Source organism: Micromonospora sp. NPDC047467, from assembly GCF_040643095.1.
Classification (GTDB): domain Bacteria; phylum Actinomycetota; class Actinomycetes; order Mycobacteriales; family Micromonosporaceae; genus Micromonospora.
On sequence record NZ_JBEYTO010000001.1, the window covers coordinates 609,825 to 622,501 of the forward strand.

At 71.4% G+C, this 12,677-nt stretch carries 15 protein-coding genes; 9 read left to right on the plus strand and 6 right to left on the minus strand.

The genetic code is table 11. From position 1 onward, the window contains the following. Positions 1-26 precede the first annotated feature (26 nt). The gene (locus ABZ780_RS02495) at positions 27-1,046 is read right to left on the minus strand and encodes an aldo/keto reductase (RefSeq protein ID WP_357483343.1); all 1,020 of its coding nucleotides are present in this window, start codon (positions 1,044-1,046) and stop codon (positions 27-29) included. Positions 1,047-1,196: 150 nt separating this feature from the next. Between ABZ780_RS02495 and ABZ780_RS02500 the strand changes: the two genes are divergently transcribed. The 4 genes from ABZ780_RS02500 to ABZ780_RS02515 all read left to right on the plus strand — a co-directional run bounded on the left by ABZ780_RS02500 (position 1,197) and on the right by ABZ780_RS02515 (position 3,939). Next, positions 1,197-1,781, plus strand: a complete 585-nt coding sequence (locus ABZ780_RS02500; protein ID WP_357002698.1) for a helix-turn-helix domain-containing protein — start codon at positions 1,197-1,199, stop codon at positions 1,779-1,781. 142 nt (positions 1,782-1,923) lie between these two features. Next, on the plus strand, positions 1,924-2,511 hold the full coding sequence (locus ABZ780_RS02505; protein ID WP_356999586.1) for a hypothetical protein: 588 nt from the start codon (positions 1,924-1,926) through the stop codon (positions 2,509-2,511). A 122-nt stretch (positions 2,512-2,633) separates the two neighbouring features. After that, on the plus strand, positions 2,634-3,401 hold the full coding sequence (locus ABZ780_RS02510) for a glycerophosphodiester phosphodiesterase family protein (RefSeq protein ID WP_357483346.1): 768 nt from the start codon (positions 2,634-2,636) through the stop codon (positions 3,399-3,401). A 1-nt stretch (position 3,402) separates the two neighbouring features. Further along, positions 3,403-3,939 carry an SLATT domain-containing protein gene (locus tag ABZ780_RS02515; RefSeq protein WP_357483349.1) on the plus strand — a complete coding sequence of 179 codons (537 nt, stop codon included), beginning with the start codon at positions 3,403-3,405 and terminating at the stop codon, positions 3,937-3,939. 24 nt (positions 3,940-3,963) lie between these two features. Here ABZ780_RS02515 and ABZ780_RS02520 read toward each other — a convergent pair whose 3' ends face one another. Beyond that, entirely contained in the window at positions 3,964-4,419 is a 456-nt protein-coding gene (locus ABZ780_RS02520; protein ID WP_357483352.1) for a septum formation initiator, read from the minus strand. 102 nt (positions 4,420-4,521) lie between these two features. Here ABZ780_RS02520 and ABZ780_RS02525 point away from each other — a divergent pair, with 102 nt between their 5' ends. The 3 genes from ABZ780_RS02525 to ABZ780_RS02535 all read left to right on the plus strand — a co-directional run bounded on the left by ABZ780_RS02525 (position 4,522) and on the right by ABZ780_RS02535 (position 7,108). Then, positions 4,522-5,217, plus strand: coding sequence for a response regulator transcription factor (locus ABZ780_RS02525; protein ID WP_356999595.1), 696 nt, complete (start codon positions 4,522-4,524; stop codon positions 5,215-5,217). Beyond that, on the plus strand, positions 5,214-6,542 hold the full coding sequence (locus ABZ780_RS02530) for a HAMP domain-containing sensor histidine kinase (RefSeq protein WP_357483356.1): 1,329 nt from the start codon (positions 5,214-5,216) through the stop codon (positions 6,540-6,542). Before ABZ780_RS02525 ends, ABZ780_RS02530 begins: the two co-directional genes overlap by 4 nt. Before the next feature lie 71 nt (positions 6,543-6,613). After that, positions 6,614-7,108, plus strand: coding sequence for a PepSY domain-containing protein (locus ABZ780_RS02535; RefSeq protein WP_357483359.1), 495 nt, complete (start codon positions 6,614-6,616; stop codon positions 7,106-7,108). A 64-nt stretch (positions 7,109-7,172) separates the two neighbouring features. Here ABZ780_RS02535 and ABZ780_RS02540 read toward each other — a convergent pair whose 3' ends face one another. Continuing rightward, positions 7,173-9,026 carry an ABC transporter ATP-binding protein gene (locus ABZ780_RS02540; protein WP_357484065.1) on the minus strand — a complete coding sequence of 618 codons (1,854 nt, stop codon included), beginning with the start codon at positions 9,024-9,026 and terminating at the stop codon, positions 7,173-7,175. Positions 9,027-9,165: 139 nt separating this feature from the next. Between ABZ780_RS02540 and ABZ780_RS02545 the strand changes: the two genes are divergently transcribed. Beyond that, positions 9,166-9,750, plus strand: coding sequence for a DUF5872 domain-containing protein (locus tag ABZ780_RS02545; protein WP_356999604.1), 585 nt, complete (start codon positions 9,166-9,168; stop codon positions 9,748-9,750). A 3-nt stretch (positions 9,751-9,753) separates the two neighbouring features. Here the strand turns inward: ABZ780_RS02545 and trxA are convergent, their stop codons facing one another. Together trxA and ABZ780_RS02555 are read right to left on the minus strand one after the other, a co-directional pair. Continuing rightward, complete coding sequence (trxA, locus tag ABZ780_RS02550) at positions 9,754-10,101, minus strand: thioredoxin (RefSeq protein ID WP_356999607.1); 348 nt, start codon at positions 10,099-10,101, stop codon at positions 9,754-9,756. Then, the gene (locus tag ABZ780_RS02555; RefSeq protein WP_357483362.1) at positions 10,071-10,463 is read right to left on the minus strand and encodes a MerR family transcriptional regulator; all 393 of its coding nucleotides are present in this window, start codon (positions 10,461-10,463) and stop codon (positions 10,071-10,073) included. The genes trxA and ABZ780_RS02555 overlap by 31 nt, the downstream gene beginning before the upstream one ends. 275 nt (positions 10,464-10,738) lie before the next feature. Between ABZ780_RS02555 and ABZ780_RS02560 the strand changes: the two genes are divergently transcribed. Beyond that, entirely contained in the window at positions 10,739-11,377 is a 639-nt protein-coding gene (locus tag ABZ780_RS02560) for a dihydrofolate reductase family protein (RefSeq protein ID WP_357483365.1), read from the plus strand. Positions 11,378-11,396: 19 nt separating this feature from the next. On the opposite strand, the gene ABZ780_RS02565 is transcribed toward ABZ780_RS02560, so the two are convergent. Next, positions 11,397-12,596, minus strand: a complete 1,200-nt coding sequence (locus ABZ780_RS02565; RefSeq protein ID WP_357483368.1) for a lectin — start codon at positions 12,594-12,596, stop codon at positions 11,397-11,399. Between the last annotated feature and the right edge of the window lie 81 nt (positions 12,597-12,677).

A 12,677-nucleotide genomic window follows, 5' to 3' on the forward strand; every position in this document is an offset into this window, starting at 1 on the left:
GGCGGCACCGTCGGCGCTCCTCCGGGTCAGCGACGTCGCAGCGTCGGGTCGAGCAGGGCGGGCGGGGTGTCGAATTTCTCGTGGGCGGCCAGGTCGACGCCGGGAGCGACGACCGAGTCGATGGCGTCGAGCACGTCGCCGGAGAGCACGGTGTCCGCGGCGGCGAGCTGGGAGCGCAGGTGGTCCATGGTGCGGGGGCCGATGAGCGCGCTGGTCACGGCGGGGTGCGCGGTGACGAACCCGAGCGCGAGCTGGATCATGGTGAGGCCGGCCTCGTCGGCGACGGCGGCCAACTTCTCGACGGCGTCCATCCTGGCCTGGTTGGCCGCGATGGTGGTGTCGAAGCGCTCCGGCAGGATCGTCGAGCGGCTGGTGGTGATTTCCCGGCCGGCCCGGACCGCGCCCGACAACCAGCCCGTGGCCAGCGGGCTCCAGGCCAGGACGCCGAGGCCGTACTGCTGCGTGACCGGCAGGACGTGGGCCTCGATCCCGCGCTGCAAGATCGAGTAGCTGGGCTGCTCGGTGACGTAGCGGCTCAGGCGGTGCTCCCGGGCGGCCCACTCGGCCTGCACGATGCGGTACGCGGGCACGGTCGAGGAGCCGAAGTAGCGGATCTTGCCGGCCCGTTGTAGGTCGGTCAGCGCCGACAGGGTTTCCTCGTCGCTGGTGGTCGGGTCCCACCGGTGGATCTGGTAGAGGTCGACGTGGTCGACGCCGAGGCGTCGCAGGCTGTTGTCCAGCTCGGTGACCAGCCAGCGGCGCGAGCTGCCCCGATGGTTGCGCTCGTCGCCCATCGGCAGGCCCGCCTTCGTGGCCAGCACGATGTCGTCGCGGCGGCCGGCGATGGCCCTGCCGACCAGCTCCTCCGACTCGCCCTGGCTGTACATGTCGGCGGTGTCGATGAGGTTGATGCCCGCGTCCAGGGCGGCGTCGACGATCGCCGTCGCCTCCTCCTGGGTGGTTCGTCCGATCTTGCCGAAGTTCATCGCGCCGAGCGCGAGCGTGCTGACCTGGACGCCGGTGCGACCCAAGGTGCGGTACTGCATGGCTGTTCCTCCGTGCGGTAGGGGTGAAGCTGGCTGCGGCCCGCCTGTTCTGGCACACTGAACAAGTGGAACCATGTTCCGCTAAACAATATACGGAACACCGTTCCGTTTGACAACCAGGGTGACGGAGGTAGCGGCGCAGTGGCCGACATCGACAGCGGATCAGCGCGGCCGGCACCGCGGAAGCGGGCCGACGCCCGGCGCAACGAGGCGACGCTCCTGGACGCCGCCGCCTCGGCCTTCATCGCCTCCGGCGTCGACGTGCCCGTCCGCGACATCGCGGCCCGGGCCGGCGTCGGTGTCGGCACGATCTACCGCCACTTCCCGACGCGCGCCGACCTCATCGTGGCCGTCTACCGACACCAGGTGGAGGCGTGCGCCGAGGCCGGACCGACCCTGCTGGCCAGCGGCGGCACACCGCGTGCTGCCCTGGCGCGATGGATCGACCTCTTCGTCGACTTCCTCGTCACCAAGCACGGCCTCGCCGAGGCACTACAGTCCGACAACGCCGCCTTCCAGTCGCTGCACGCCTACTTCCTCGACCGCCTGGTGCCCGTGTGCGCCCAACTGCTCGACGCCGCCGCCACGGCGGGCGAGATCCGATCCGACCTGACCGCCATCGAACTGCTGCGCGGCGTCGGCAACCTCTGCGTCGGCGCGGACGACCCCCGCTACGACGCGCGTCGCATGGTCGGCATCCTCGTCGCGGGGCTGGGCGTCATCGACGACGACTGAGCAGCGACGGCGGTCGCACGGCGACGCGACCGTGCGATGAGCGCTCAGGGTTCCTCGGTGGAAGACCTGAGGCGAAGACCGGGGCTGTGCCAGGGCAGCGCCCGGAGGTCGGACCGACGCCGACGGCCAGAGGATGGCATTCATGAGAAGAGCTTCGATCTTTCTGGTCGCCGGGCCGACCTGCATCGTCGGCTACGGACTCCTCCGGCTGTGGGGGAGGTCCGACGGGACGTACGGGCCGGGCCTGGACTGGCAGGCCGCGCACCTGGTCGGCCTCGCGGGCATGGTGTTCTTCGTACCGGCCGTCCTGGCGTTGGCCCGCCTGCTGCCCCGCAGCCCGTGGCGCACCGGCGTGGTGGCCCTCACGCTGGTCGGGCTCGCCGCCACGATGGTGCAGTTCGGCGCCGACATCGTGGAGGGGCTGATGGCGGCGGACCGGGCGGAGATGTCGGCGCTCGGCGCCGACTTCAAGGACATCCCCGGCGTCGAGATCGCCTTCTACGACGTCGTACCCCAGCTCTTCTTCCTCGGTCTGGTCGTCCTCGCGGGCATGCTGGTCGCCAGCCGGCGACTGCCGTGGTGGAGCGTTCCGCTGCTGCTCGCCGGCATCGTCGCGCCGGTCGTCACGCTCGATCTGCTTCCGCTGGGCGGCCTGTGCATGCTGGTGGCGCTCGCGCCGGCTCTGCCGGCCCTGCGGCAGCGACCGATGCGATCTGTCGGGATCCACTGAGGACTGCGCTCCCAGGTCCGCCGGGCGTTGGCCTATCGTGGGGCAGGCCGCGGGGGAGTGCCGCGCGGACGGCACCGAGGCGCTTCCGGAGTGCGGCGGCCGGGCGCGGGGCGGGAGGAACTGTGGCGTCCGACGACCACTGGCTGGTGAACACCCCTATCGCACACCGTGGACTGACCGGCGACGGCCGGCCGGCCAACTCGCTCGCGGCATTCGAGGCCGCCGCCGACAACGGCTACGCCAGCGAGTTGGACGTGCAGCTCACCCGGGCGGGCGAACTCGTCGTCGTCCACGACTACGAATTGACCGCGCTCACCGGCAGGCCGATCCGGACGGCGGAACTCACTCCGACCGATCGGCGGCAACTGCGGTTGCAGGGCACCGACCAGTGCATTCCCACCCTGGTCGAGGTGTTGGACCTGGTCGCCGGTCGTGTCCCGCTGCTGATCGAACTCAAACGGCCCACTCTGTCACTGAACTTCGACCTCGTGAACGAATTGTTACGTCAGACGGCCGACTACTCGGGGCGTTACGCGGTCGAATCCTTCGACCCGTTACTGGTGGCGGCACTGCGGGTCGCGGTGCTGCGAATGCCGGCCGACCGACGCGTGCCGGTGGGGCGAATCTGCGGGCTCCTGCGCACGGCCGGGCCGCTGACCCGGATGGTCGGCCGCAGCATGGTCAGCAACCTGGTCAGCCGCCCGGACTTTCTGACCTACGAGGTCGACGGATTTCCCTCCGCCCTGACGGCGTGGTGGCGACGGCGCGGCGTTCCGGTGATTGCCTGGCCGGTCGCTTCCGCCGACCAGGAGTCGTACGCCCGTCAATTCTCCGACAACATCGTATTCTCGGGCTATAGACCGTCTTCTGGCCAGGATCTAGCATCGTGACGTGTCTGTTGAACAGGGGCAGAGCGGTTCGGTGACCGTGATTACGGTCGACCCACTACAGACCTATCGCGCGCTCGCCGAAGAGAGCGTCAACAAGCTCCGCGACCAATACGACTGGCGAGCGAAATGGCACCGCCGACTGTTCCGTTTCAGCGGCATCCTGGTCATCGTCCTCAGCGCGTCCCTGCCGTTGCTCGCCGGCTTCGGCTATCCGGGAAAGAACCTGGTGATCGCGGTCACGGGTGTGGTCATCGCGACGGCCACCGCGCTGCGGACCTTCTACCAGTGGGACCAAATGTGGGCCCTGCTGCGGCGTACCCACTTCGGGCTCATCGAGGCGAGCAGCCAGTGGAGACTGGCGTTCGCCCGCGCCGAGGCGACAGTGGATCCGGTGGAGCGGGAGCAGCGAGCGTACGAGGCCACCGACACTCTGCTCGCGAAGATCGAGGGCCTTCGCAGTGCCGAGACGGAGAAGTTCTTCAGCTCGCTGGCCTTCCCGGAGGATTCGCCCCTGGCCGGCAAGCCGTTCCGCTCCTGAGCCCCGATCGGGGCTTGCCGCGGTTCAGTCGTCGGTGACGGCCACCGGCTCCGAGCCGATGCAGCGCACCTTCAGCTCGTGCTCGCCGGTTGACCCCTCGAACGTGACCTCGACGTCGTCGTCCGGGCCCCGGTCCACGTCGCGGACCCGGTAGCCCTGCGCGGGCGCCCAGGAGACGAGGCGTACCCCGTCGGGGCCACACTCGGCCACGGCCGTGCCGCCCACGGTGGCGAACACCCGGCGGACCCCGGAGCTGGCGCTCGGCGCGGCGCTCGTCGTGCCCGGCGCGACGCCCGTCGTGCCGGTGGGTGTCGGCTCCGGCGACGCGAGCGCTCGCTCGATCTCCGCCTCGCTGCGCACCCCGCCGGGGGTGCCGGTGATGCTCTCGCCCACCAGCCGGATCGCACCCAACCCGATCAGGGTGGCCACGGCGGCGGTCGCCACCCACCCGGTGGCGACGAGGATCGAACGACGGCCCATTCCCTGACTATCCCCGATCCATGGTTGTGGCCGGCACATCCGGGCGTTAAGGCAGTGCTAACGCGCGCCCCGGTCCGGGCCGCAGCGGCTAGCCTGCCAGCTGTGGCCCGCCTGCTGCTCGTCGAGGACGACCTGACCATCCGTACGCCGCTGATCCGGGCTCTGCGCGAACGCGGGCACGCGGTGGCCGCGGCCTCGACCGCGATGGCGGGGCTCCGCGACGCCCTGGAGGACCGGCCCGACCTCGTCGTGCTCGACCTGGGCCTGCCCGACCTGGACGGGCGTGAGCTGCTGCGGATGCTGCGCGCGGTCAGCTCGGTGCCGGTCATCGTGGCCACCGCCCGCGACGACGAGACCGAGATCGTCCGGGTCCTCGACGCGGGCGCCGACGACTACGTGGTCAAGCCGTTCACCGCGGCGCAGCTCGACGCCCGCGTCCGCGCGGTGCTGCGGCGTGGCCCCGCCGGCGCCGACGCGCAGGACCCGGCGCTCGTCGTCGGCGGCCTGCGCATCGACCCCCGGGGCCGGCAGGTCACCCTGGACGGATCGACGGTGGAGCTGACGCCCCGCGAGTTCGACCTGCTGCACCACCTCGCGGGACGACCCGGCCAGGTGGTCACCAAACGTGAGCTGCTCACCGAGGTGTGGCAGATCCCGTACGGCGGCGCCGACAAGACCGTCGACGTGCACCTGTCCTGGCTGCGCCGCAAGCTGGGCGAGAGCGCCCAGCAGCCCCGCTACCTGCACACCGTGCGTGGCGTCGGGGTGCGGCTGGAGGCGCCGGTGGCGCAGCGGTGAGAGCCCGCCTCGCGCTGCTGGTCGCAGCGGTCAGCGTGCTCACCCTCATCGCGTTCCTGGTGCCGCTGGCGCTGCTGGTGCGTACCGTCGCCGAGGACCGGGCCACCGTCCGGGCCACCGCCGACGCGCAGAGCCTGGTGCCGGTGGTCGGCACCGCCGACCCGGCGACCATCCGGCTCACCGTCGAGCAGCTCGCCGCCGAGTCCGGTCGACCGGTGAGCGTCTTCCTGCCCGACGGCACGGTGCTCGGCGCCCCGGCACCCCGTACGCCCGCGGTGGCCCTAGCCGCACGCGGGCAGAGCCTGACCGGTGAGTCGGCGGCCGGCCGGGAGGTGGTCATCGCCGTGCAGGGCCGGGCGGACGGCACCGGAGTGATCCGCACCGTCGTTCCGAGGCAGGAGCTGACCGCCGGCGTAACCCGAGCCTGGCTGGTGTTGGCCCTGCTCGGCGTGCTCCTTGTGCTGATCGGGCTGGCGGTCGCCGACCGGCTGGCGCGCACGCTGGTCCGGCCGATCAGCGAGCTGTCCGCCGTGTCGCACCGACTGGCGAACGCCGAGTTGGACGCCCGGGTCACGCCAGCCGGCCCGGCGGAGCTGCGCGAGGTCGCCGGGGCGCTCAACCACCTGGCGGGCCGGATCCAGGTCCTCCTGGTGCAGGAGCGTGAGCAGGTCGCCGACCTGTCGCACCGGCTGCGTACACCGTTGACGGCGCTGCGGCTGGAGGCCGAGGCGCTGCGCGACCCGGACGACGCGGCCCGGATCACGGCCGCCGCCGACGGGCTCGAACGGGCGGTCACCGGGCTGATCCGGCAGGCCCGCTGGCGTACACCGACGCCAGGCGCCGCAGCCTCGGACGCCGCGGCGATCGTCGCCGACCGGGTCGCGTTCTGGTCGGTGCTGGCCGAGGACACCGGCCGGGCCGTCAGCCTCGACCTGGCCCCCGGCCCGCTCCTCGTCGGTGTGCCTGCCGACGACCTGACGGCCGCCGTGGACGCCCTGCTGGGCAACGTCTTCGCGCACACCCCCGACGGGACACCGTTCGCCGTCCGGCTGGCCGCCGAGGCGGGGGAGGTGCTGCTCACCGTCGCCGACGAGGGCCCGGGAATGCCGGCCGGCGCGGTCCAGCGGGGCGCCAGCCCGGGCGGGTCGACCGGCCTCGGCCTGGACATCGCCCGCCGCGCCGCGCAGGCCGGCGGTGGCCGGCTGGAGCTGCGGACCGGCCCGGCAGGCGGGACGCAGGTGCTGCTCCGGCTCGGACCGCCGACGCCGGCGCGCCCGGGCGGCGGCGGGTCCACGCCGGCCGCCGACGGCTTAACCGGGCCTTAGCGTCCGCGCAGCGCGCCCCTATCGGACTTTGGCCGATCCTCGAACTACCAACGAGGAAGGGTGACACCACGATGAAGCGCAGCTCTCTGCTCCTGGCGTCGGTCGGCGGGGCGGCCGTGCTGGCCGTGGCCGGGGCCGCCGTCGGCGTCAGCGCCGCCGCCGACCCGCCGAGCCGTGGTACGGCGCTCGCCGCCGCCACGGTCAACCCCACGGCCACGCCGGATGACAGCGCCACCAGCAGCGGCACCCCCACTCCGGGGACCAGCGTCGCTCCGTCGAGTGCCAGCGCACCGGCCGGCGGGGCGGTCGACCAGCAGCGCGCCGGTGAGATCGCGCTGGCCCGCGCCGGCGGCGGTCAGATCGTCGAGGTCGAGGCCGAGCAGGAGAACGGCCGACCGGTCTGGAGCATCGAGATCGTCGCGGGCGACACCGAGCACGAGGTGGACGTCGACCGGGACAACGGCACGGTGGTCAAGGCCGAGCAGGAGCCGGTCGACGACGACGATGACGACGACGATGACGACGACGACGACGATGACGATGACGAGGCCGGCGACGACGACTGACCCCGGCCGAGTGTCGCCGCCCACCACGGGCTCACCGTGGTGGGCGGCGCACTGCGGGCACTGCTCAGACGGCCGCGACGCGCTCCTGCGGGGCCGCCGGCTCGTCCTGGTCGAACTGGGTGCGGTAGAGATCCTGGTACCGGCCACCGGCGGCGAGCAGTTCGCTGTGTCGCCCGCGTTCGACGATGCGGCCGTCCTCGACGACGAGGATCTGATCCGCCGCCCGGATGGTGGACAGCCGGTGTGCGATGACCACGCTCGTCCGGCCGTCCAGCGCCTCGGCGAGCGCCTCCTGAACGGCGGCCTCCGACGTGGAGTCCAGATGTGCCGTGGCCTCGTCGAGAATCACCACACGGGGACGGGCCAGCAGGAGCCGCGCGATGGTGAGCCGCTGCCGCTCCCCGCCCGACAACCGGTATCCCCGCTCACCGACGACCGTGTCGAGCCCGTCCGGAAGTGAGCGGATCAGAGTCTCCAGCCGGGCCCGCCGCAGCACATCCCACATCTCCTCCTCGGTCGCGCCCGGCGCGGCGAACTCCAGGTTGGCGCGGATGCTCTCGTGGAACAGGTGCCCGTCCTGGGTGACCACGCCGAGCGCCGCACGGATCGAATCGGCCGACAGGTCGCGTACGTCGACGTCGGCGAGCCGCACGGCGCCCTCCTCGACGTCGTACAGGCGCGGCACGAGTTGGGCGATTGTCGACTTGCCCGCCCCGGAGGAGCCGACGAGGGCGACCATCTGGCCCGCCTCGGCGCGGAACGACACGCCGTGCAGCACCTCATCGCCGCCGCGCGCATCGAGCTTCGCCACATCCTCCAGGGACGCGAGCGACACCTTCTCGGCCGACGGGTAGCCGAACCGTACCCCGTCGAACTCCACCGCGACCGGTCCGTCCGGAAGCGGCCGGGCGTCGGACTTGTCGAGGATCAGCGGCTTGAGGTCGAGGACCTCGAACACCCGCTCGAAGCTCACCAGCGCGCTCATCACCTCGACCCGGGCGCTGGCCAGCGAGGTCAACGGCGCGTAGAGACGGGACAGCAGCAGCGCGAGCGCGACCACGGTGCCGGCGTCGAGGCTGCCCCGCAGGGCGTACAGCCCGCCCAGCCCGTAGACCAGGGCCAGCGCCAGCGAGCCGACGACGGTCAGCGCGGTGATGAAGACCCACTGGAGCATGGCGGTGCGGATGCCGATGTCGCGTACCCGCCGGGCCCTTGCCGCGAACTCGGCCGACTCCTCGGCCGGACGTCCGTACAGCTTGACAAGCGTCGCCCCGGGCGCGGAGAAACGTTCGGTCATCCGGGTGCTCATGGCCGCGTTGTGTTCGGCCGCCTCGCGCTGCAACCGGGCGAGCCGCGAACCCATCCGGCGGGCCGGGAGCACGAAGATCGGCAGGAGTACGAGCGCCAGCAGCGTGATCTGCCACGAGAAGGTGAGCATCACCGCCAGGGTCAGGGCCAGGGTGACGGCGTTGCCGACCACGCCCGACAGGGTGTCGCTGAAGGCCCGCTGCGCACCGATCACGTCGTTGTTCAAACGACTGACCAGCGCACCGGTACGGGTCCGGGTGAAGAACGCCACCGGCATGCGCTGGACGTGGTCGAAGACGGCTGTCCGCAGTTGGACGATCAGCCCCTCACCGATGCTGGCGGACAGGAAACGCGTCACCAGGCCGAGGCCGGCCTCGGCCAGGGCGATCACGGCGATCAGCACCGCCAACCGGATCACGACGCCGCTGTCGGCGCCGTCGACGATCGCCTCGATCACTCGGCCGGCGAGGACCGGCGCGGCCACCGTGAGCACGGCTGTCACCACGCTCAACAGCAGGAACCTGACGATCAGGGCGCGGTGCGGCTTCGCGAACCGCCCGATGCGCTTCAGGGTGGCACGGGACAGTGGTCGCTCGTCCTGCGCGTTCATGGCGTGGTGCAGGGACGTCCACGCCGCAAATTCCATACTCATTCCGTACCTCCGCAAGGAGGCTAGAACCTCGCGTGCGGTTGAGGTCAAGACGGCACGCAGGACGCATAGCCGGTGTGGTGTCGGGTAGCTGCGATCCATGGCGCGGTACACGAAGCCCGAGCTTCGGGAGCAGATCAAGGAAGAGATCAAGGCTTCCGACAAGGGCGGCAGGCAGGGACAGTGGTCGGCTCGCAAGTCGCAGCTGCTCACTCAGGAGTACAAGCGGCGCGGCGGGGGATTCCTGGGCGAAAAGGACGAGCGGCAGAAGTCTCTCCAGCGCTGGGGCAACGAGAAGTGGCAGACCAAGGAGGGCGACACCCGTGCCCGCCGGGGCGGTACGACGAGTCGCTACCTGCCCAAGCGCGCGTGGGAGGAACTGTCGGACAGCCAGAAGCGCGCGACCGACGCCAAGAAGCGTGACGCGTCCCGCTCCGGCAGGCAGTACGTCGCCAACACCGGCCCGGCCAAGCGGGCGCGCAAGGACGCCACCGGCCCGGCCAAACGGGCGCGCAAGGACGCCACGACGGCCGGCCGGATGTCGGAGATGTCGGTCGCCGAGGCGGCCAAGCTCGTTCGTGGCCTGGACACACGGCAGCTCCGGACCGCCCTGCGCAACGAACGCGACGGCAAGGGCCGCAAGACGCTCATCCAGCGGCTCCAGGCGGAACTCGACCGCCGCTGACGGTCACAGGCCGGCGTGCGCGGCCAGGGTCTGCCGCAGATAGGTCTTCGGCCTGGACCCGACGATCGAGCCGACGACCTCGCCACGGCGGAACACCAGCAGCGTCGGTAGGGACATGACGGCGTACGTCCGCGTGGTCCGCGGGTTGTCGTCGCTGTTGAGCTTGGCCACGACCATCTGGCCGGCGAACTCCCGTGCCAGCTCGGCGAGGCTCTTCTCGATCATCTTGCAGGGCGGGCACCAATCCGCCCAGAAGTCGACCACCACGGGCCGCTCGCTGGCCAGCACCAGCTCGGCGAACGTGTCGTCGGTGACGGTGATCAATGATCCGACTGCCGTTTCCTGGGGCATGATTCCTCCCGGTGTGCGATGGCGTGACTGAGTTGGGTGTGCAACTGCTGACGTACCGCGCCGAGCCGGTCGAGGTAGTCGTCGACCTCCGCGAGCTTGCGTCGCAGCACGAGCACCGAGTCCGGACAGACGTCGCCGGACGCGTTGCTCGCCCGCAGGCAGGCCACGAACGGGCGGACGTCGTCGAGGCCGAAGCCGACGTCGAGCAGCGCCCGGATCTCCCGCACGACCCGCAGCTCCGCCTCGTCGTAGACGCGGTAGCCGTTGGCTGACCGCTGTGGCCGCACCAACCCGTGCGCCTCGTAGTAGCGCAGCGCGCGGGTGCTCGTGCCGGCCCGCTCCGCCAGCTCGCCGATCAGCATCCGACCTCCTCGACCAACCCTGGCGACCACGCTAAACGTTGTCGCCAGCGTCAAGGCAAGGGGCGCACGGTCACTGCGGGCCACGGCGCCGCGCGGTCGAGAACCGTCGCGCCTGCGAGGTCGGATTCGCCGGGGCGGGTAGCGTCGCTCACCGATGCGTCAGTTGCTGGCGACCGGTCGACGAGCAGGCAACGGGGTGCCGTCGCAGCGATGAGTCTGCGGGTGCCCACGGGTCTACCTTCCGACCGAGACAACCCACTCATCGGGGGTACGGCATGGGCCTGATCCACATCGAGATGTTCGCAACCCTCGACCTCGTCGGGCAGGCGCCCGGCGGCCCCGAGGAGGACCCGGCGGGGTTCCCGTTCGGCGGCTGGCAGGCGCCCCTGCTGGACGAGGTCTCCGGGGCGCAGGTCTTCGCCGCGTACGAGGGCACCGACGCCCTGCTGCTGGGCCGGCGGACGTACGACATCTTCGCCGCCTACTGGCCGCACCAGGAGGGCGGCCAGGACAACGCGTTCGCCACGCTCTTCAACAGCATCCCGAAGTACGTGGCCTCCCGGGGCAGGCCCGACCTGTCGTGGGCCGGGTCCACTCGGCTCGGCACTGATCTGGCCGGCGCGGTGCGCGAGATCCGCGACCGGCACGAGCACGTCAAGGTCGTGGGGAGCCTCAACCTGGTGCAGACCCTCCTTCGTGAGAGGCTCTTCGACCGCCTCGACCTCTGGGTGCACCCGATCGTGCTGGGCGTCGGAAAGAAGGTGTTCGACGGTGGCGCGGTGCCCACCAACGTCACACTCCTCGAACCGCCGGTGGCCAGCCCGACGGGCACTGTCTACCTGCGCTACGGCCTCGCCGACGGCACGCCCGGCACGGGCGACATGAGCGCACCCGATCGCGGGCGCGACGGCTGAGCCGCCGCGCGTCGGCGGGCTAGCCGATCCGGAACTGGTCGCCGTAGACGGCGAACACCAGCGGCGTGTTCAGGTTGAGGTTGCCGTTGTTGAGGAACACCCGCTGGGCCGTGTCGACGCGGGACGTGTCCGAGTGGGCCGCCTCCTTGCGCATCTCGATGACCCGCTCGTCGAGGAACGCGTGGAGCCAGGCCCGCTCGTCGCCACCCTGGGCCGGCGGCTTCGCGCGGGCGAGGGCGCGGCTGCGGATCTGACGCATGCCCTCGTACCCGTGCATCACCGCCGCGTCGTAGTAGGCGAACTGGCCGAGCGCCCGGACCTGGTCGTTCTTGCCATCGCGTACCGACGGGTTGAAGTACACCCGGTCCCGCTCGGCCTCCTGGGCGGCCTGGAACACCGGGTCGGTGGCCGCGGCCCGCCAGTCGCGGGGGAAGTTGGGGTCGAGGCCCGCGTGCGACGCCGTGCCGTTGACGGCGCGCAGCGCCGGCAGGTACGCGGCCAGCACGTTCCCCGGCTTGGTGCGGGTGTACGCCTCGACCAGTTCGAGCATGTCGCCGGTGCCGGAGCAGAAGCCGATGATGCCGGCGGTGTAGCCTCGCCCGTCGCCGATGTCCTCGATGTAGGAGAACTGCGCCCGCCAGTCGAGCGAGGAGTTCTCCGCCGCCGAGACGAGTTGCATGGCGACGTCCTTCTTGGTCGGGTCGTCGAGGTTGACCCCGGCCGGAGTGGTCGGAGTGGGGGTGCCGCCACCGCCGCCGGGAAGCGTCCAGCGCTGGTTGGTGGTGCCCGAGCAGGTCCAGATCTGCAACTGGGTGCCGTTGGCCGTGTTCCGGTCGGTCACGTCGAGGCACTTGCCCGAGCCGGTGTTGACCAGCGCGCCGTTGCTGGCCGTCCACTTCTGGGCGCCGGTGTTGTTGCAGTCGTACAACTGCACCTTCGCGCCGTCGGCCGTCGACGCGGCGGTGACGTCGAGGCACTTGCCGAGCGCGCGGATCGAGGTGTCGGTGTTGCCGACCGTCCACGTCTGGGCCGCGGTGCCGTTGCAGTCGTAGAGCTGGACCGGTGTGCCGTTGGCCGTGGCGGCCCCGGCGACGTCGACGCACTTGCCGCCGAGGCCGGTGATCGGGCCGGCGGTCGCGGCGCTGGCCGACGGCAGGCCGAAGCCGACCGCCGCGACGCCGATCAGCAGCGCGCCCACGACGTAGGCGGTTGTCCTCATGCGCACCATGGTGCTCCTCGGGGGATGCGGCGGCGCACCGCCGGCCGGCCGCTGGCGTGTCGGCCGTGGACGTCGCAAAAT

Coding starts and splice junctions, on each gene's coding strand:
- trxA (WP_356999607.1), bottom strand. CDS start 10,101: ATGCCCCAGGAAACGGCAGTCGGATCATTGATCACCGTCACCGACGAC.
- ABZ780_RS02565 (WP_357483368.1), bottom strand. CDS start 12,596: ATGAGGACAACCGCCTACGTCGTGGGCGCGCTGCTGATCGGCGTCGCG.
- ABZ780_RS02535 (WP_357483359.1), top strand. CDS start 6,614: ATGAAGCGCAGCTCTCTGCTCCTGGCGTCGGTCGGCGGGGCGGCCGTG.
- ABZ780_RS02505 (WP_356999586.1), top strand. CDS start 1,924: ATGAGAAGAGCTTCGATCTTTCTGGTCGCCGGGCCGACCTGCATCGTC.
- ABZ780_RS02540 (WP_357484065.1), bottom strand. CDS start 9,026: ATGAACGCGCAGGACGAGCGACCACTGTCCCGTGCCACCCTGAAGCGC.
- ABZ780_RS02545 (WP_356999604.1), top strand. CDS start 9,166: ATGGCGCGGTACACGAAGCCCGAGCTTCGGGAGCAGATCAAGGAAGAG.
- ABZ780_RS02560 (WP_357483365.1), top strand. CDS start 10,739: ATGGGCCTGATCCACATCGAGATGTTCGCAACCCTCGACCTCGTCGGG.
- ABZ780_RS02555 (WP_357483362.1), bottom strand. CDS start 10,463: ATGCTGATCGGCGAGCTGGCGGAGCGGGCCGGCACGAGCACCCGCGCG.
- ABZ780_RS02495 (WP_357483343.1), bottom strand. CDS start 1,046: ATGCAGTACCGCACCTTGGGTCGCACCGGCGTCCAGGTCAGCACGCTC.
- ABZ780_RS02520 (WP_357483352.1), bottom strand. CDS start 4,419: ATGGGCCGTCGTTCGATCCTCGTCGCCACCGGGTGGGTGGCGACCGCC.